This window comes from Sinomicrobium weinanense, from assembly GCF_018863395.1.
Classification (GTDB): Bacteria; Bacteroidota; Bacteroidia; order Flavobacteriales; family Flavobacteriaceae; genus Sinomicrobium; species Sinomicrobium weinanense.
The window spans coordinates 898,791-915,913 of sequence record NZ_JAHKRR010000002.1 but is presented as its reverse complement, the minus strand read 5'-3'; the positions used below and the strand labels follow the sequence as shown (position 1 = coordinate 915,913).

The following is a 17,123-nucleotide window of genomic DNA, read 5'->3' as shown; positions in this document are numbered from 1 at the left end:
TAAATTCGTCACTCGTAATTCGTAAATCAGAAGTTCGTCCCGGCAAAGATACTAAAGAATTTCGGGTATGTTGTATGTTAATATTTACCCCTCTGGCACGAAAAAATCCGAAATATCACGGTTTAACTGAAAAAGTTTATATTTTCGCAAAAAAAATAGTATACTTGGCATATTTTTTTGTGTATTGATAATAACCCGAACCTAAATGAGAAAATATTTCATCTTATCCTTACTGTTCACAGGACTGGCAACTTCTCTTACCGCACAGGACAAGCAAATCACGTTAGAAGAGATCTGGAACGGAACTTTCAGTACGAAAGGCATGGACGTTCTCCATTCCATGAAAAACGGCAAGCAGTATTCCATTCTCAACATGGACCGCGAGTCGAAGACCATAACCGTAGATAAATATGACTACAGTACCCTGGAGAAGGTAGAAACAATAGTCTCTACGGAAGATCTGGACGGCATTTCCCATTTTACCTCTTATACCTTTAGTGCCGACGAATCCAGGATGTTACTGGCTACCGATATAGAGCCTGTATACCGCCATTCGAGGCTGGGAATATATTATATGTATGATATTAAAAGCGGGAAAACGCAGAAAATAGCAGATCACAAAATACAGGAGCCCACTTTTTCGCCGGATGGTAAAAAAGTGGCTTTTGTTTATAAGAACGACATCTATATCAAGGACCTGGAAACCGGAAAGACCGACCAGATCACTAACGACGGTGAAAAGAACAAGATCATCAACGGTATTGCAGACTGGGTATACGAAGAAGAATTTAGCTTTGTACGTGCATTTCAATGGAATGCTTCCGGGACCCATATCGCCTATATTAAGTTTGATGAAAGTGAAGTGCCGCAATTTACCATGGATATTTACGGCACCGAGCTGTATCCGTCAGAACAGGAATTCAAATACCCCAAGGCAGGCGAAAAGAATGCCGAAGTCTCACTTTTTGTTTACGACCTGGAGAATGAAGGGACCGAAGAGGTTGAGCTGAACAACGCCCATTACATTCCCCGGATAAAATGGACGAATGACAAGGACATATTGAGCGCACAGGTGATAAACCGTCACCAGAACGCTCTGGACCTGGTGTTTTATAATGTAAAGGACAAGGCTTCCGAAGTGGTCCTCCACGAAACGGACGATGCATATATCGATATTACAGACAATCTCACCTTCCTGAAAGACAACAGCTTTATCTGGACCAGCGAGAAAGACGGATATAACCACATCTATCACTATGCCAAAGACGGCAAACTCATCCGCCAGGTCACCAGTGGGCCGTGGGAAGTGACCAATTACTACGGTTATGATGCCAGGACCGGAAGAATATTCTACCAGTCCGTAGAGAACGGCTCCATAAACAGGGATGTCTATGCCATTAAGCTGAACGGGCGTAAAAAACAGCGCCTGTCTTCCCGGCAAGGGACCAACAGCGCTACTTTCAGTGCGGATTTTAGCTATTTTATCAATTCGTTTTCCAATGTCAATACACCTCCGAGGTATACCCTGAACAATGCCAAAAACGGCAAGGAGCTGAAGGAAATTGTAAACAACGATGCGCTGGTGCAAAAAGTGAAAGCATACGGGTTACCCGAAAAGGAATTTTCTACTATACATATCAATGGCTATGACCTGAACATGTGGATGATAAAACCGGCCGATTTTGACCCTGATAAAAAATACCCTTTACTGATGTGGCAATACAGCGGCCCGGGTTCGCAGCAGGTGGCCAACAGATGGGGATCATTGAATGACTACTGGTACCAAATGCTGGCCCAGCAGGGATATATCGTGGCCTGTGTAGATGGAAGGGGTACCGGTTTCAAAGGCGCTGCCTTTAAAAAGATGACCTATAAGGAACTCGGAAAATACGAAGTGGAAGACCAGATAGAAGCAGCCCGCGAGTTTGGTAAAAGACCTTATATCGATGCCGACAGGATCGGTATCTGGGGATGGAGCTATGGCGGTTTTATGTCTTCTAACTGTATTCTCAAGGGTAACGATGTCTTTAAGATGGCCATTGCCGTGGCCCCGGTAACCAACTGGAGGTTTTACGACACCATCTACACCGAAAGGTATATGCAGACCCCGCAGGAAAATGCCTCGGGCTATGACGAAAATTCCCCGATAAACCATGTCGAAAAGCTGAAAGGAGCCTACCTCCTGGTGCATGGCACGGCAGATGACAATGTGCATGTGCAGAACACCATGCGGATGGTAGAAGCCCTGGTACAGGCCAACAAACAATTCGACTGGGCCATTTACCCCGATAAAAATCACGGCATTTTCGGTGGTAATACACGACTTCACCTTTATACCAAAATGACAAACTTCATCAAGAAAAATTTATAGGAACACAAATATATTTACATGACTAACATATCGAAACCAGCGCACAAGAGGGAACTGTTCGGACATCCGGCAGGATTGTATATCTTATTTTTTACGGAAATGTGGGAGCGCTTCAGTTACTACGGGATGCGGGCGCTGTTTACCCTGTTTCTGGTTTCGGAAACCACTTCCAAAAACCCTGGTTTTGGCTGGACAAATGAAGAGGCGCTTTCGCTCTACGGATGGTATACCATGCTGGTGTATGTAGCCTCCATTCCCGGCGGCTGGCTGGCAGACAGAGTGCTGGGCCAGAAAAAAACAGTAATGGTGGGTGGTGTATTGTTGTGTATAGGACATTCGATCCTGGCCCTTAATTCAGAAATATCTTTCTACATAGGATGTTTCTTCATCATACTCGGGGTAGGAGGGCTCAAACCCAATATCTCCTCCATGGTGGGCGGACTGTATAAACCGAAAGACGAAAGAAGGGACCTCGGGTTCTATATTTTCTATATGGGGATAAACATAGGAGGGTTTGCCGCACCTATCATTTGTGGTTATGTCGGAGAACAGATCAACTGGCATTACGGTTTCGGGCTGGCGGCCATAGGGATGTTCCTGGGGCAGATCGTCTACATTTGGGGGCAAAAGTACCTGAAAAATGTAGGTGACCTCATATCCGTCAAAAATGAAAAGGACCGGAAAATACTGGAAAAACCCCTCACCAGTATAGAAAAGGACAGGGTAAAAGTATTGCTGTTGTCTTTCGTTCTCATTATACTCTTCTGGGCAGCCTTTGAACAGGCCGGCGGATTGATGAACCTGTATGCCAAGGAAAAAACCAACAGAATGTTCTTCGGTCTGGGAGAGATACCTGCTTCCGTGTTCCAGTCGGTGAATTCCTTCTTTATTATTACACTGGCAACGGTTGTGGGGACGCTTTGGTTAAAATGGAAACATATGGGCAAGGAGGCTTCCTCGCTTTTTAAAATGGCCGTAGGAATCATTGTCATGGCCCTGGGTTTCGGGTTTATGAGTGCGGCTTCCGTGCAGTACGAAACTACCGGGTCTTCCGCCATGTACTGGCTGATCCTGGCATATCTCTTTCACACGGTCGGGGAGCTGTGTGCTTCGCCGGTATCGCTTTCGTTCATTACCAAACTGGCCCCCCTCAAATATGCATCCATGATCATGGGGCTGTACTGGGCGGCAACAGGGCTCGGCAACAAGGTGGCCGGGGAAATCGGCAAACTGGCGCAAGACCTCGGAGATTTTGAAGTATTTACCGGGATTGCTGTGATCTGGACGCTCATAGGCCTGGTGGTGATCCTGCTGTTAAAACCCCTGAAAAGGCTTACTCATGGAGCTGAAGAAGGAGAAGGCGCCGTGGCCCGGGATTGATATAAAATTACTTTTTATTAAGGATAAAAGCTCCCTTTTCATAAGTACTGTGAAAAGGGAGTTTTTCTTTTTTACAACTGGCTTTCCACCGTTTGATCAGAGAGGGATAATTGCTGCCATCCGCAATGACCATTTTCGGGTGGTAGAGGTATAACACTCTTTCCAGGTTTATTTCCGGGGAACCCCCCAGGAGGATGTAGTCGGCCTGTAATCCTTTTACCTCGTATATGCCCAGGCTGTCGATGTAAAGTAGCTGTTGCCCGTTAAATTCGTATAGGTTGCCCGGGATTTTTGTTTGTATACTTTGTATCCTTTCCGATACCGTATAGTTTTGCAGCACGGCATCGTCCGGATCGAGGTCCTTTTCCCGGGTATATATCGTAAGATGTTCTCCCTGTTGCCAGGCCATTCGGGTATCTCTGTTCCTGTGAAAAATAACAAATTTATCCGTAACTGACGCTGCGTAGCGATGGTAAACAAAAGCAACTTGTATACAGAGAATGGCCATTAGAAGCATAGAGGCCCTCCGGAATGTTACTTTCTGAAGTGTGAAGAACAGGGCGGGCAGGAGCAGGTAAAACGACACAAGCAACCGCCAGTCAAAAGGAATATCCCTGAAAATAAAACTTTCCTGCTTGGCGATCCAGGACACCAGGTGGTTCATGGAAGTGATAACCAGGGCGTACCCTTCGGCCAGAAAAGAGGGGAGAAGCTGTAATAAGGCCAGTGCAATGACCAGGATACCTGCCCCCAGAATAATGCCCAGCAGGGGAACAATAACCAGGTTGGACAGGAAGAACAGGCCCGGGAACTGATGAAAATAATACAGGCTTAATGGTAAAACGCCCAACTGAGCTGCAATAGAGACTGTTGTCAGCTTCCAGAACCAATCGGCCGCCTTCCATTTCGGTTTCCAGCAACCATAAAATACGGGTTGAAACCAGACGATGGAAAATACGGCAGTGTAACTGAGCTGAAAACCGGCGTCGAATAAAAAAGCGGGTCTTGCCAGGAGTAGAAAGAACATAGATACCAGTAATACATTGCGAATATCTGCCGTACGCCCCGATCGAAGTGCGAGGGCCACGAACGAGAACATGCTTACCGCCCTTACCGCAGAAGCCGGCAATCCGGCGATAAATGCAAAGCTCCATAATATCAGCAGGATAAAGACTAACTTAAGGTTTTTTCCATACCGTAGCTGTTCCAGTGGTTTTAACAGGAAATGGAGAAAAAGAAGCAAAATCCCTACATGAAGTCCGGAAATAGCAAGGATATGTATGGCGCCGGCCGACGCGTAATCCTGGTATACCTTTTCTGAAATATCCTGTCGCTGTCCCAGTAAAAGAGCGTTGATAACCGCCAGGGTATCCCCGCCAAAGCCATGTGCTTTCAGGGCCGTAAGCACGCGTAGCCTTATGGAAGCCGCATAGGTGTAAGGGGTTTGCCCCGTTCCGGGAAGCAGGAACAGGTCTTTGCTCCTCAGGGATAGCTGATGGTAGATGTGCTGTTTTCGAAGGTATTCCTTGTAATTGAACTGATGCGGATTCCGTGGCGGGGAGATCTTGTGTAATGTGGTCCGGGCCTGGTATTCATACCCGATGGCCGGTGTTTTTGAGCTGCTGTCCCTGGCAATATGTACGAGTACCTTTCCGGAAGCCTTGTGCCCGTTGGCTTTCCTGATCTCAGCTTCATAACGATGATGGTATATTCCGGGTTTTAGCTGTTTTATCGGGACAAAAACAATATGGTCCCCTCCCCGGATGTAGTGGCTGTAATGACGGGAACTGTATCCCGGTTTTTTAATGTTAACAGCAAATACACCGATACAAAAAACAAGGGCGAATGCGGTAAGGCCGAAATAATAATTGGCTTGCGAAAGTGTCCGGGAAATATAAAAATGCAAAAATCCAAGGAGCAGGAGCAGGGACAAAAACCCCGTAATAACAACAGCCTTCGGAATATCGGTATAAAACCCGAAAACGATCCCGGCGACGAGAAAGACAAGCAATTTAAGCATGTTTAAATTCCCGGATAGCATGCCTAAATTTAAAGAAAATATACGGAACTTCCGAAGGGAGGTATTCGGTATTCGGTGATCGGTATTCAGTAATCGGTGGTCAAACGATACCGATTACCGTTTACCGACCTCTGATCACCGATCACCGAGTATCTACAAAATCCTCCGGGCTTCGATAAATGCGTGGTTCCAGTAACCTTCCCGAAGAGAAGAGACCAAAACACCTCGGGAGGTGGTGGAGTGGATAAAACGAATATTATTGCCTTTGACTTCAACGACCAATCCTACGTGGTTTATCCGGTTTCTTCTTCCCGTTTTAAAGAAGAGGAGGTCTCCTTTTTGGACCTTCTTCAACTTTATTCTCTCTCCCTGGGTGGCCATCATATACGAAGCGCGTTGAAGGGCTATATTGTGTTCCTTGAAGGATGTATATACCAGCCCGGAGCAGTCCATTCCTTTCCGGGTAGTGCCTCCGTACCTGTATTTCGTACCATTGTAGGAAATAGCTGTTTTTATGATCTGGTTGACCTGGGTATTATTTGCGGATTTGTTGTCTTCTTCAGCCCTGTCTGACGGCCAGACTTCTACGTGCACGGCCTTCGTTGCCGGGCTACCCTCAACAGTCACTATCCTCGGTTTTTTCGAAAGCGCCTTTTTCCTGGACTTACAGGCACCAAAAGACAAGAGGAGACATAAAATAAAACAAATTCGCCGCATGTGCAGAACTAATTTGGGCTAAAGTAATAAAAATTACGTGTTTTTTTAAAAGGAGGTGTGTTAAACCGGGATCAACACATCTACCGACCCCCGTTCACCGAATACCGATTACCGGCCCCGGAGATAATAAGCCTGGCTGTTTGCTCACTTGCTCCCCTTCCGCCCAGTTTCTTTTCCAGTTCGTGGTAATCACTGAAGATCTGCCTGCGTTTTTTATCGTCCAGGATCTTGTTGAGTTCTTCGCGGAGGCGGTCCCGGTTGAGGTCGCCCTGTATGAGTTCGGTCACCACTTCCTTGTCCATGACCAGGTTGACCAGGGAAATGTATTTCAGGGTAATGATCCGCTTGGCGATCTGATAAGAAAACCAGTTGCCGCGATAACAAACGATCTCCGGAACCTTGAACAGGGCGGTTTCCAGAGTGGCGGTGCCACTGGTGACCAGGGCAGCAAAAGAAACGCTGAGGAGGTCGTAGGTCCTGTTGTTTACAAAACCGATGTTGGCATCGGTGATAAAAGGCCGGTAAAATTCAGCATCCTGTCCCGGTGCCCCGGCAATGACAAACTGGTAGGCCTTGAAGAGCGGAGCCATTTCGAGCATTACGGAGAGCATTTTTCGTATTTCCTGTTTCCGGCTTCCCGGGAGCAGGGCGATGATGGGCTTTTCAGGGTCGAGCTTATGGGTTTCCCGGAACTGGGATTCGTCTACCCTGGGATACTGCGCAATGGCATCGATCAGGGGGTGCCCTACAAAATGGACAGGAAAATCGTGTTTTTTTTCGTAAAAGTCCTTTTCAAAAGGAAGGATGACATACATTTCGTCAATATCCTTTTTGATGGCTTTTATCCTGTTCTCCTTCCAGGCCCACAACTGTGGGGAGATGTAATAGTGCGTTCTGTACCCTTCGGTCCTGGCCCATTTGGCAATACGCATATTAAATCCGGGATAGTCCACAAAAATGATCACATCGGGTGCAAAAGAGGTAATGTCTTTTTTGCAGAAAGCAATGTTTTTAAAGATGGTCTTTATATTCATCAGTACTTCTGCAAATCCCATAAAAGCGAGGTCCCTGTAATGTTTCACCAGGGTGCCGCCCACGGCCTGCATGAGGTCTCCTCCCCAAAAACGGAAAACGGCCTCTTTGTCCTGCGCTTTCAGGGCTTTCATGAGATTGGAGGCATGAAGGTCCCCGGAAGCCTCTCCTGCTATGATGTAATATTTCATGTATTTATTTTTAGACGGAAGACTGATGACCGGTGACCGATGCATACACCTCTCATCCGTCACCTGTTATCTGTCAGTTTTTATACCAAAAATACCTTGTATATGAGAATAATAATCGCCGTACATATGGTGGCCAGCAATACCCCTTTGGCCCTGTGGTCGCGTTTGATCTTCAGGAAACCGAAAAAGGCAAAGAGGTTGAGCAGTGCACCGAGCGCCAGTATACTGCCAAAATGACCTGCTTTATGGGCTTCTTTCAGGGTTTCCACGATCCCGAGACCGAAAAATAGCAGAATGTAAAGCAGGGAGCCAAAAATATTGGCAATGACCCCTACGGCAAATCCTATGGCGATCTCTTTTTTAATCATTCAGGTTCCAGGTGTTGAGAGTTTGTATGGCATGATGGGCGGTGAGGTCGAACTGTACGGGGACCACGGAAATGTATCCATTGGCCAGTGCCCACTCATCGGTGTCCTCTCCTTTGTCCTGATTGACGAACTTACCCGTAAGCCAGTAATATTCCCGGCCCTGCGGATTGGTTCGTTTGTCAAATTCTTCCACCCACCTCGCATTGGCCTGGCGGCATATCTTAATGCCTTTGATGTTTTCTTTTTCCAGCTTCGGGAAATTGACATTGAGTACTACCCCCTTGGGTATCCCGTTGTTCAGTGCATTGGCCGTTATGTTTTTTACATAGGCCTTGATGGCTTCGAAATCGGCATCCCACGAAAAATCGCAAAGAGAAAAGCCGATAGCGGGAATACCTTCTATACCAGCTTCTACTGCGGCGCTCATGGTCCCGGAGTAAATGACATTTACAGAAGAATTGGAACCGTGATTAATGCCGCTCACACAAATATCCGGCTTCTTTTTCAGGATCTCGTTCACGGCGAGCTTTACACAGTCTGCCGGGGTACCGGAGCAGCTATACTCTTCGGTGACCTGATCGTCGATATTTATCTTGTTGCAGAACAGGGTGGCATCGATGGTAACGGCATGCCCTTTGCCCGATTGCGGACTGTCGGGTGCCACGACGATCACATCGCCCAGGGTCTTCATTACTTCGATCAGGGCCCGTATGCCCGGCGCTGCGATGCCGTCGTCATTCGTTACCAGTATAAGGGGTTTCTTTTTCATAGAAGTCTTTCGCTTAAATTGTGTTGCTAAAATACACATTTTTGGTTCAAGGTTTCAGGTTCAAAGTTCAAAGTTCAAGGTTTCAGGTTGCATGTTACAAGTTGTAGATTGCTGGTTTTGGTTACTGAGCCCTTCGATATTTCGACAGGCTTAGCATGTCACACTTCGACTTTAGTTTATCCTGAGTTTACCGAAGGGCTCAGTACAGACAAGCTCAGGATAAACTAAAGCCGAAGCACTTGTTTAACAAAAAATTTAGTATCATTGTATCATAGTGGCATAATTTTTTCAGTAATTTAGAGGTTTCGAAAATGTGCCGGAACAAGGAAATGTACTTATCCTTGCCGGCATGTTTCAGAAATGAGGGGTGGTTTTTATGAAATGAAGTACTCCGCCAATGTGTAACCTTGTTTTTTATGTGTAAAAAACGGGGCACATGATCCAAAGCAAAAAAATTAAACAGATGAAAAGGAATTTTGTGTATTTACTGGCAGCGCTGCTCATATCGGCAGCCTCCTGTAGTTTTACGAACAAGACATTTGATAACCCGGATAAAGACAAACTGCTCATACAGCTTATCTCTTATGTGCTTGAAAAAGGGCACTTTAACCCTTCTGAAATGGACGATAGTTTTTCAGAAAAGGTATTTGATCAATATATCCGTATGCTGGACCCTTCCAAACGCTATTTCCTGCAATCGGATATGGAGGAGTTCGAGGTCTATCGCGATCAGATAGACGACCAGATCAAAGAGTCGGATATTACTTTTTTCGAGCTGGTATATACCCGTTTTGTGAAACGAATGGGAGAAGGCCGGGAAGTATACAAGGAGATACTCGAAAAACCGTTTGATTTTTCGAAAAACGAAAACATAGACATGGATTATGACAACCTGTCTTATGTCTCTTCCAAAAAGGAGCTGAAGGACAGGTGGAGAAAATATCTCAAATTTTCCGCACTCTCCAGTTATGTGAGCCGGATAGAGGAAGAAGAGGGTAAGAAAGAAGAGGATGCCGGCTATACCATGAAATCTCCCGAAGAAGTAGAAAAGGAAGCCCGGGAGTCTACACTTAAAAATCAGGACGACTTCTTCGACCTGGTAGACGACCTGGAGCGCAAAGACTGGTTTGTAATGTACCTCAATGCCATAGTATCGGAATTTGACCCGCATACTTATTATTTTGCTCCTGAAGAAAAAGACCGCTTCGATACCAGCATGTCCGGAAAATTCGAAGGAATAGGGGCGAGGTTACAAAGAAAGAACGACAGGATAAAGATCGTAGAGATCATTTCGGGAGGCCCTGCATGGCGGGGAAATGAAGTTGAGGTAGGAGATGAGATACTCCGCGTAGGCCAGGGCGATGAAGAACCTGTGGATATTATAGGCATGCGCCTCGACGATGCCGTAAAACTCATCAAGGGCCCGAAAGGTTCGGAGGTGAAACTTACACTGAAAAAGGTAGATGGTACTACCGAGGTAATTTCCATTGTCCGTGATGTGGTGGAACTGGAAGAATCTTATGCCAAGTCGTCCATAGTGAAAAAGGGTGCAAAGGTATTTGGAGTGATCAACCTGCCCAAGTTTTATATAGATTTCGACAATTACAATGACCGTAACGCGGCATCGGATGTAGAGCAAGAAATAGAGAGACTGAAAAAAGAGGGAATGGAAGGCCTGGTACTCGACCTGAGAGGTAACGGCGGAGGTTCGCTCAAGACCGTTGTGGACATGGCCGGTTTCTTTATTAAAGACGGGCCTATCGTACAGGTAAAATCGTCCGGGAAGCGAAAAGAGGTCCTTTCCGATACCGATAAACGCGTGCAGTGGGACGGCCCGCTGGTGATACTGGTCAACGAACTGTCTGCTTCCGCTTCCGAAATACTGGCCGCTGCTATGCAGGATTACAAACGGGCAGTAGTGATAGGAAGTAAACAGACCTATGGAAAAGGAACGGTACAGAACGTCATAGACCTGAACCAGTTCCTCAGCCAGAAAAACGATTTTGGCGATGTAGGCGCCCTGAAACTGACCACGCAGAAATTCTACCGGATCAACGGAGGTTCCACGCAGTTGGAAGGTGTAAAAAGCGATATCCCGATCCCCGACAGGTACAGCTATATAAACATAGGAGAAAAAGATCAGGAAAACCCACTGCCATGGGATAAGATAGATCCGGCCAGTTACCAGGCCTGGGACGGTTATGTGAACTACGATTATACCGTGGCCAAAAGCAAGGAAAGAATGGCTGGAAATCCACAACTGGCCCTGATCGATGAAAATGCGCAATGGGTAAAGGAAAAACAGGACGAAAACCAATATTCCCTGAATTACGAAAGTTACAGGAAAGCGATAGACCAGGACGAGAAAAGGGCAAAACGCTTTGACGCGTTGTCTGATTACAAGACCGATCTGACCTACCGTTCACTGCCGTATGAGGAAGCCCTGATGGAAAAAGATACGGTACTCCGGGATAGACGAAAAAGTTGGCACGAAAACCTCTCCAAAGATGTCTATATGGAGGAAGCGCTCAATATTCTTGCAGACCTGCAGACAACTTCCGACAATAAAAAACGCCTGGCCAAGGTCAGAGATTAGGCATTAACATTTAGGAAGATATTCATAACCCCGGAAAAGAAGTTGGCTTTCCGGGGTTTTTTGTTCGGATTAAATTAATGATGGAACTCGTGCAGGTCTTCCCATTCGTTGATCTGGTTGGCATCGAGCTTTATAAAAACGAATAGTAAGAGCGTAAATGCCCAAAGCCCGGACCCTCCGTAGCTAAAGAATGGCAGCGGAATACCCACGGTGGGCAAAAGGCCGATAACCATACCGATATTGATCGTAAAATGGAAGAACAATATGGCTGCCACGCTATACCCATAAACGCGACTGAATTTGGATTTCTGGCGTTCGGACAGGAACAGCAAACGCAACAGCAGAAAGATAAACAGTAGTATTACAATGGTACTGCCCACAAAACCCCATTCTTCGCCCACGGTGCTGAAAATATAATCGGTGTGTTGCTCAGGGACAAAACCGCCCTTGGTGCGTGTGCCCTGAAGGAAGCCCTTACCTGAAAATCCCCCGGAAGATATGGCAGATTCTGATTGATAGGTATTATAACCTATGGACCTGCGGATCTCGCTGAGCCTGTTGGGGTCGTGCTCCAGTTTTAACCATAGGTTTATCCGGTCTCGGTGATGTTGTTTAAAAACATTGTCAAAAGTAAAACGCACGCTGGAAGATACGATGGCCGTAATGATCAACAAAGTGATGAGCGGAAGTACGGAAACCATCTTCTTCTTCCTTTTGCGCCACAGGTAATACAGGGTTATGAACAAAAATACCGCAACACAAACCCATAAGGCCCCGAATATCAATGTGGATACAAACAAAATGATAAGTCCCAATCCCGCCCACAGATAGGTTGAAGGAAGCCCTTCCCTGTACATGACGAAGATAAATGCCAGGAAAACCATGGCACTTCCCGGGTCGGGCTGCAACAGGATAAAAAAGATAGGGGCACCTATGATCAAAAAGGCCTTGAGTTGGTATTTCCTGTATTTTATGTTGGTCTGCGAATCGCTGAGGTATTCCGCCAGGGCCAGGGCTGTGGCGGTTTTGGCGAATTCTCCCGGCTGGATGCTGAAAAAACCAAAGTCGTACCAGGCTGTTTGTCCGGCAATGGTCTTTCCGAAGATAAAGATCCCTGCAAGGGAAGCGATGGATATTAAATAGATAATGCCAGAAAACCGTTGGTAGAACTTGGCATCTATGGCCAGGATAAGCACAATGAATATGGTGCTAAGTCCTATAAAGGTAAGCTGTTTTCCGTAAAACTGGGAAAAATCAAAAACAGAAGCGCCGGTATTGTCTGTGATACTGCTGGAATAGATGTTCACCCATCCTATGAATACCAGTAGAAAGTACAATATTACCGTAAGCCAGTCTATTTTACGTACAAAGGAATTATTCATTAATCCTAAAGGGTTTTCCGCTATATGGTTTTGCGTATTCTTCTTCAAGGCTCGCTTCCAGCATACGCTTTTCGAGGTCTTTCCTGGTCACTTCACCCTTGAGATATTTTTCGATCATCAGAGCAGCAATTGGGGCTGCATAGCGCGATCCCCAATACCCGTTCTCCACAAATACGGCAATGGCGATCTTGGGGTCTTCTACCGGGGCAAAGGCCACAAATATGGAGTGGTCGGTAAGTTGTACTCTTTTCCCGTCTACCTTGGTGAAATTCTCGGCGGTCCCCGTTTTCCCGCCTATATTGATCCCTTCCACTCTTATGCCCCTTGCAGTACCCGTATTGTATGCCTCGAACATGCCCTGTGCTACCGGTTCAAAGTGTTTCCTGTCTACGGTAGTGTATTTTGGTTTGGTGAATTTCTTGTCCTTAATAGGTTTATTATCTATTTTTCTGAGGATATGGGGGGTAAAAAAATAACCCCTGTTGGCTATTATTGCGGTAACATTGGCAAGCTGGATCGGTGTGGTGAGTATTTCGCCCTGTCCTATGGCATTCGAAATATTGGTGGTGGCATACCATCGGCGTTTACCGTATGCTTTGTCGTAATAATCACTGTCAGGTATGTTGCCGGCTTTACCGATAGGAAGGTCATATCCCAGAAAATCACCGAGACCAAAGCTCCGCAGATGCTTTTCCCAGGCGGTAAGGCCTTCGGCAGAAGTCGGATATTTTTCGATGATCTTCCTGTAAGTACTGGCAAAATAGGCGTTACAGGATCTGGCTATTCCCCTCCGGAGGTCATTAACCGTACCGCTTGCACAGTGACAACGCATAAACCGGTTGCCATAGGAATAGCCGTGGTAGCAGGTAACCCTGCTCTCTGGTGTGATCACGTTTTCCTGAAGCCCTATGAGGCCTGTCAGTGTCTTAAACGGAGAACCCGGGGGGTACATGGCAAGAAGGCCCCGGTCATAGAGGGGATTGGCAATGGAATCGTAATAGAGCTTGGTGTAGTTCTTGGAACGCTTTCGACCCACCAGGAGAGAAGGATCGTAATTTGGAGCGGTGACCAGAGACAGTATTTCCCCTGTTTTGGGTTCTATGGCAATGATACCGCCTCGCTTATGTATCATGAGTTCTTCACCGTAAGTCTGCAATTCATTGTCTATGGTAAGCTCAATGTCCTTCCCTGGTACAGGCAGGGTATCGTACAGGCCGTTTTTGTATGATCCTATGTCCCTGTTAAAACGGTCCTTTTGTATAAATTTCACACCTTTTCTCCCTCTGAGGATATCTTCGTAATATTCTTCCACGCCTTGCCTGCCTATGAGCTCTCCCGGTCGGTAACCCGGGTTTCTTTTCAGATCGTAGTCACTGACTTCCTGGATATAGCCAAGGATGTTAGCCCCGTGTTTGGTCTGATAATAACGCAGGGAGCGTTTTTGAATATAGAACCCATCATATTTTCGCATTTTTTCCTGAAGGGCAGCATATTCTTCCTTGGAGAGCTGCGGTACGAATACTGAAGGAAGCCTGGGAGAATAAATCCTGGCTTTTTCATACTTTTTTATAAAATCTTCGCGGGTGATGTTCAGCAGTTCACAAAATTCCAGGGTGTCCAGCGGTTTTACGTCCCGGGGAATGACCATGACGTCATAGGAGGGCTGGTTGGCTACCAGGAGCTTTCCGTTCCTGTCATAAATATACCCGCGTTCCGGGTAGTCGTAAACCTGTTTTATGGCTGTGTCATCAAGAGGGCTTCCCGTGTTGTCAATTAATTGTAAATAGGAAAGCCTCCCCAGGTAAATTAGGGTTACAATGACAATTATGGATGACAATAACAGCTTTCTCATTGATTTTTAGTCCTGAACAATGGGATGAACAAAAAACAGAGCAACAGGGTAAAGGCCCCGGATAATAACGCTTTTTTCAAGGTCGTGAATATATGTGTAAAACTAAATATCTCCAACCAGAAAAGTATAAGGTGGTGTGTTAAAATCATGATAGACAGGTAAGTGAAACGTTGTCCCAGGTTGGTGTTACTTATTTTCAGGGTCTGGTATTCGTAGGCGCTTCCGAAGGAAAAACGCAATACTACCGGGCGTATATAGGCAATGCACAGGGATGCGGCAGCGTTGATCCCGCCGCTGTCACTGAAAAAATCCACGCTGAGGCCCATGAGGAACGACAGGAAAAGGAAAAGCGCCCTGTTTTCATTCTTTAGCGGGTAGAGCAGGATAAACAGCACATAGATATAAGGGCTTATGAACCCCAGAAAGTGAATGTGGTTGCATATCAGCACCTGGGCCAGTACCAGGACGATAAATCTTATGCCGTTTGTAAACGCGTTGTTATTCATTTACCGATTGCTCTAGTTCGAGGATCTCATCCTTGTTGGTGTTCTCAATGATATATACATGCCCCAGATTGGTCATGTCGTTAAAGAGTTCCACATTAATAATATAATAATTTTCGGAACTGTCAAGGGCATAATTCTTTATGGTGCCTATGGGGATGCCTTTCGGGAAAATAGTGGACATCCCGCCCGTGATTATGGTGTCGCCTTCCTGTATGGGTGCTATCCGTGAAATATCGATGAGCTGAACGATGTTCTCAGACACCCCGTTCCATTTCAGTGTACCGAAATGATTGGTCTTTTTAAGCTGGGCATTGATCCTGGTCAGTGTGTTCAGTACCGATTGTACCGTGGCGTAATGGCCCGAAGTATTGTCTATGATCCCCACAATACCGTTGGAAGTAATGACACCCATGTCTTGCGATATGCTGTCACTTTTCCCTTTGTCGATGGTGAGGTAGTTTTTAAGGGAATGGTAGCTGTTTTTTATAACCGATGCATTCCGGATGACATAGCTCCTTGTTTGAGGAACCATAGAGTCGTTTACCTGGGAAAGCAAGGTGGAATCGCTTACTGCCGGACGATGCAGCAACAGGGAATCGTCCGGAATGGAGTCTGGATAAGAGTGCTTCCTGTTAAAGAGCAGGTTTCGCAACCTCCTGTTTTCTTCAACCAGCTGACGATTGTATTTTTTGAGGCCGAAATAACCGGATATACCGTTTGCCGTCTCATACAGGCCGCCGGTAACCCAGTTGGCAGAATTTATGAATTTACTTTTGTGATAACTGTGCGACCTGATGGTGAAAAACAGAGATAATATGAGCAAAACAAGGAAAAGAAAGAAATACCTGTTCTTTAAAAAAAAATTAATTATGTTTTGCATAATGTTTTACCTATCTGACCAGGATACTTTTAAATCTTCCGATATTCTTCAGGGCTATTCCCGTACCTCTTACTACGGCCCTCAGGGGGTCTTCGGCAATGTATACGGGAAGATCGGTCTTTTGTGAAAGCCTTTTGTCCAGTCCCCTGAGCATGGAACCGCCTCCGGCAAGGTATATCCCGGTGTTGTAAATATCTGCGGCAAGTTCCGGAGGGGTCTGGGAAAGCGTTTCCATCACGGCGTCTTCTATACGGAGGATGGATTTGTCCAGGGCCTTGGCGATCTCCCGGTACGATACCTGCACCTGTTTGGGTTTACCGGTAAGCAGGTCCCGCCCCTGTACGCTCATTTCCTCCGGGGGAGTCTCCAGATCTTCGGTGGCCGATCCTATCTGTATCTTGATGTTTTCTGCCGTGGCTTCACCGACGTACAGGTTGTGCTGGGTGCGCATATAGTACACGATGTCGTTCGTAAATACGTCCCCTGCTATTTTTATCGATTTGTCGCATACAATACCACCAAGGGCTATCACGGCGATCTCCGTGGTTCCGCCACCTATGTCCACAATCATGTTACCCTTGGGCTCCATGATGTCGATACCGATACCTATGGCAGCGGCCATGGGCTCGTGTATGAGGTATACTTCCTTGCCGTTTACCCGTTCTGCGGATTCCTTTACGGCACGCATTTCCACTTCGGTAATGCCCGAAGGGATACAAATCACCATCCGGAGGGCAGGTTGGAACAGTTTGCGCCGCAATGCGGGGATGTTCTTGATGAACATGTTGATCATCTTTTCGGAAGCGTCGAAGTCCGCGATCACCCCGTCTTTGAGGGGGCGTATGGTCTTGATGTTTTCATGGGTCTTTCCCTGCATCAGGTTGGCCTGTTGTCCGACAGCGATGATTTTTCCCGATATGCGGTCTCTGGCAACAATAGAGGGACTGTCTACAACAACCTTGTCATTGTGAATGATCAGCGTATTTGCCGTACCGAGGTCCATAGCGATCTCCTCTGTTAGAAAGTCAAAAAATCCCATGTATGCGTAAAATTAGTCAG

The 17,123-nt window shown here is 46.4% G+C and carries 13 protein-coding genes; 3 read left to right on the top strand and 10 right to left on the bottom strand.

Annotation, left to right across the window (positions count from 1 at the left end; translation table 11 throughout):
• The first annotated feature begins 205 nt into the window (after positions 1-205).
• Positions 206-2,371, top strand: a complete 2,166-nt coding sequence (locus KN811_RS09450) for a S9 family peptidase (protein WP_187966869.1) — start codon at positions 206-208, stop codon at positions 2,369-2,371.
• Between the two features lie 18 nt (positions 2,372-2,389).
• Positions 2,390-3,751 carry a peptide MFS transporter gene (locus KN811_RS09445; RefSeq protein WP_187966868.1) on the top strand — a complete coding sequence of 454 codons (1,362 nt, stop codon included), beginning with the start codon at positions 2,390-2,392 and terminating at the stop codon, positions 3,749-3,751.
• A gap of 7 nt (positions 3,752-3,758) precedes the next feature.
• Here the strand turns inward: KN811_RS09445 and KN811_RS09440 are convergent, their stop codons facing one another.
• The 5 genes from KN811_RS09440 to surE all read right to left on the bottom strand — a co-directional run bounded on the left by KN811_RS09440 (position 3,759) and on the right by surE (position 8,848).
• Positions 3,759-5,771 (bottom strand): ComEC/Rec2 family competence protein, encoded by a 2,013-nt coding sequence (locus KN811_RS09440; RefSeq protein WP_187966867.1) that lies wholly within the window; start codon positions 5,769-5,771, stop codon positions 3,759-3,761.
• A gap of 153 nt (positions 5,772-5,924) precedes the next feature.
• On the bottom strand, positions 5,925-6,488 hold the full coding sequence (locus KN811_RS09435; RefSeq protein WP_187966866.1) for a C40 family peptidase: 564 nt from the start codon (positions 6,486-6,488) through the stop codon (positions 5,925-5,927).
• An 80-nt stretch (positions 6,489-6,568) separates the two neighbouring features.
• Positions 6,569-7,711 (bottom strand): lipid-A-disaccharide synthase, encoded by a 1,143-nt coding sequence (lpxB, locus tag KN811_RS09430; RefSeq protein ID WP_187966865.1) that lies wholly within the window; start codon positions 7,709-7,711, stop codon positions 6,569-6,571.
• A gap of 80 nt (positions 7,712-7,791) precedes the next feature.
• The gene (locus KN811_RS09425; protein WP_187966864.1) at positions 7,792-8,079 is read right to left on the bottom strand and encodes a hypothetical protein; all 288 of its coding nucleotides are present in this window, start codon (positions 8,077-8,079) and stop codon (positions 7,792-7,794) included.
• On the bottom strand, positions 8,072-8,848 hold the full coding sequence (gene surE / locus KN811_RS09420; RefSeq protein WP_187966863.1) for a 5'/3'-nucleotidase SurE: 777 nt from the start codon (positions 8,846-8,848) through the stop codon (positions 8,072-8,074). Before surE ends, KN811_RS09425 begins: the two co-directional genes overlap by 8 nt.
• Positions 8,849-9,311: 463 nt before the next feature.
• On the opposite strand from surE, the gene KN811_RS09415 reads away from it, so the two are divergent.
• Positions 9,312-11,444: a carboxy terminal-processing peptidase gene (locus tag KN811_RS09415; RefSeq protein ID WP_187966862.1), complete on the top strand. Its 2,133-nt coding sequence runs from the start codon at positions 9,312-9,314 to the stop codon at positions 11,442-11,444.
• Positions 11,445-11,518: 74 nt separating this feature from the next.
• On the opposite strand, the gene rodA is transcribed toward KN811_RS09415, so the two are convergent.
• From rodA to KN811_RS09390, 5 genes are read right to left on the bottom strand one after another with little or no spacing between them, the layout of a single operon-like run.
• On the bottom strand, positions 11,519-12,826 hold the full coding sequence (gene rodA, locus KN811_RS09410) for a rod shape-determining protein RodA (RefSeq protein ID WP_187966861.1): 1,308 nt from the start codon (positions 12,824-12,826) through the stop codon (positions 11,519-11,521).
• A complete protein-coding gene (mrdA, locus tag KN811_RS09405; RefSeq protein ID WP_187966860.1) occupies positions 12,819-14,678 on the bottom strand; it encodes a penicillin-binding protein 2 in 1,860 nt (619 codons plus the stop codon). The genes rodA and mrdA overlap by 8 nt, the downstream gene beginning before the upstream one ends.
• Entirely contained in the window at positions 14,675-15,184 is a 510-nt protein-coding gene (locus tag KN811_RS09400) for a rod shape-determining protein MreD (RefSeq protein ID WP_187966859.1), read from the bottom strand. Before KN811_RS09400 ends, mrdA begins: the two co-directional genes overlap by 4 nt.
• Positions 15,177-16,064 carry a rod shape-determining protein MreC gene (mreC, locus tag KN811_RS09395; protein WP_187966858.1) on the bottom strand — a complete coding sequence of 296 codons (888 nt, stop codon included), beginning with the start codon at positions 16,062-16,064 and terminating at the stop codon, positions 15,177-15,179. The genes KN811_RS09400 and mreC overlap by 8 nt, the downstream gene beginning before the upstream one ends.
• 10 nt (positions 16,065-16,074) lie before the next feature.
• Complete coding sequence (locus KN811_RS09390; protein WP_187966857.1) at positions 16,075-17,103, bottom strand: rod shape-determining protein; 1,029 nt, start codon at positions 17,101-17,103, stop codon at positions 16,075-16,077.
• Between the last annotated feature and the right edge of the window lie 20 nt (positions 17,104-17,123).

Coding starts and splice junctions, on each gene's coding strand:
- KN811_RS09415 (WP_187966862.1), top strand. CDS start 9,312: ATGAAAAGGAATTTTGTGTATTTACTGGCAGCGCTGCTCATATCGGCA.
- KN811_RS09425 (WP_187966864.1), bottom strand. CDS start 8,079: ATGATTAAAAAAGAGATCGCCATAGGATTTGCCGTAGGGGTCATTGCC.
- KN811_RS09445 (WP_187966868.1), top strand. CDS start 2,390: ATGACTAACATATCGAAACCAGCGCACAAGAGGGAACTGTTCGGACAT.
- rodA (WP_187966861.1), bottom strand. CDS start 12,826: ATGAATAATTCCTTTGTACGTAAAATAGACTGGCTTACGGTAATATTG.
- KN811_RS09400 (WP_187966859.1), bottom strand. CDS start 15,184: ATGAATAACAACGCGTTTACAAACGGCATAAGATTTATCGTCCTGGTA.
- KN811_RS09435 (WP_187966866.1), bottom strand. CDS start 6,488: ATGCGGCGAATTTGTTTTATTTTATGTCTCCTCTTGTCTTTTGGTGCC.
- surE (WP_187966863.1), bottom strand. CDS start 8,848: ATGAAAAAGAAACCCCTTATACTGGTAACGAATGACGACGGCATCGCA.
- mreC (WP_187966858.1), bottom strand. CDS start 16,064: ATGCAAAACATAATTAATTTTTTTTTAAAGAACAGGTATTTCTTTCTT.
- KN811_RS09450 (WP_187966869.1), top strand. CDS start 206: ATGAGAAAATATTTCATCTTATCCTTACTGTTCACAGGACTGGCAACT.
- KN811_RS09390 (WP_187966857.1), bottom strand. CDS start 17,103: ATGGGATTTTTTGACTTTCTAACAGAGGAGATCGCTATGGACCTCGGT.
- mrdA (WP_187966860.1), bottom strand. CDS start 14,678: ATGAGAAAGCTGTTATTGTCATCCATAATTGTCATTGTAACCCTAATT.
- KN811_RS09440 (WP_187966867.1), bottom strand. CDS start 5,771: ATGCTTAAATTGCTTGTCTTTCTCGTCGCCGGGATCGTTTTCGGGTTT.
- lpxB (WP_187966865.1), bottom strand. CDS start 7,711: ATGAAATATTACATCATAGCAGGAGAGGCTTCCGGGGACCTTCATGCC.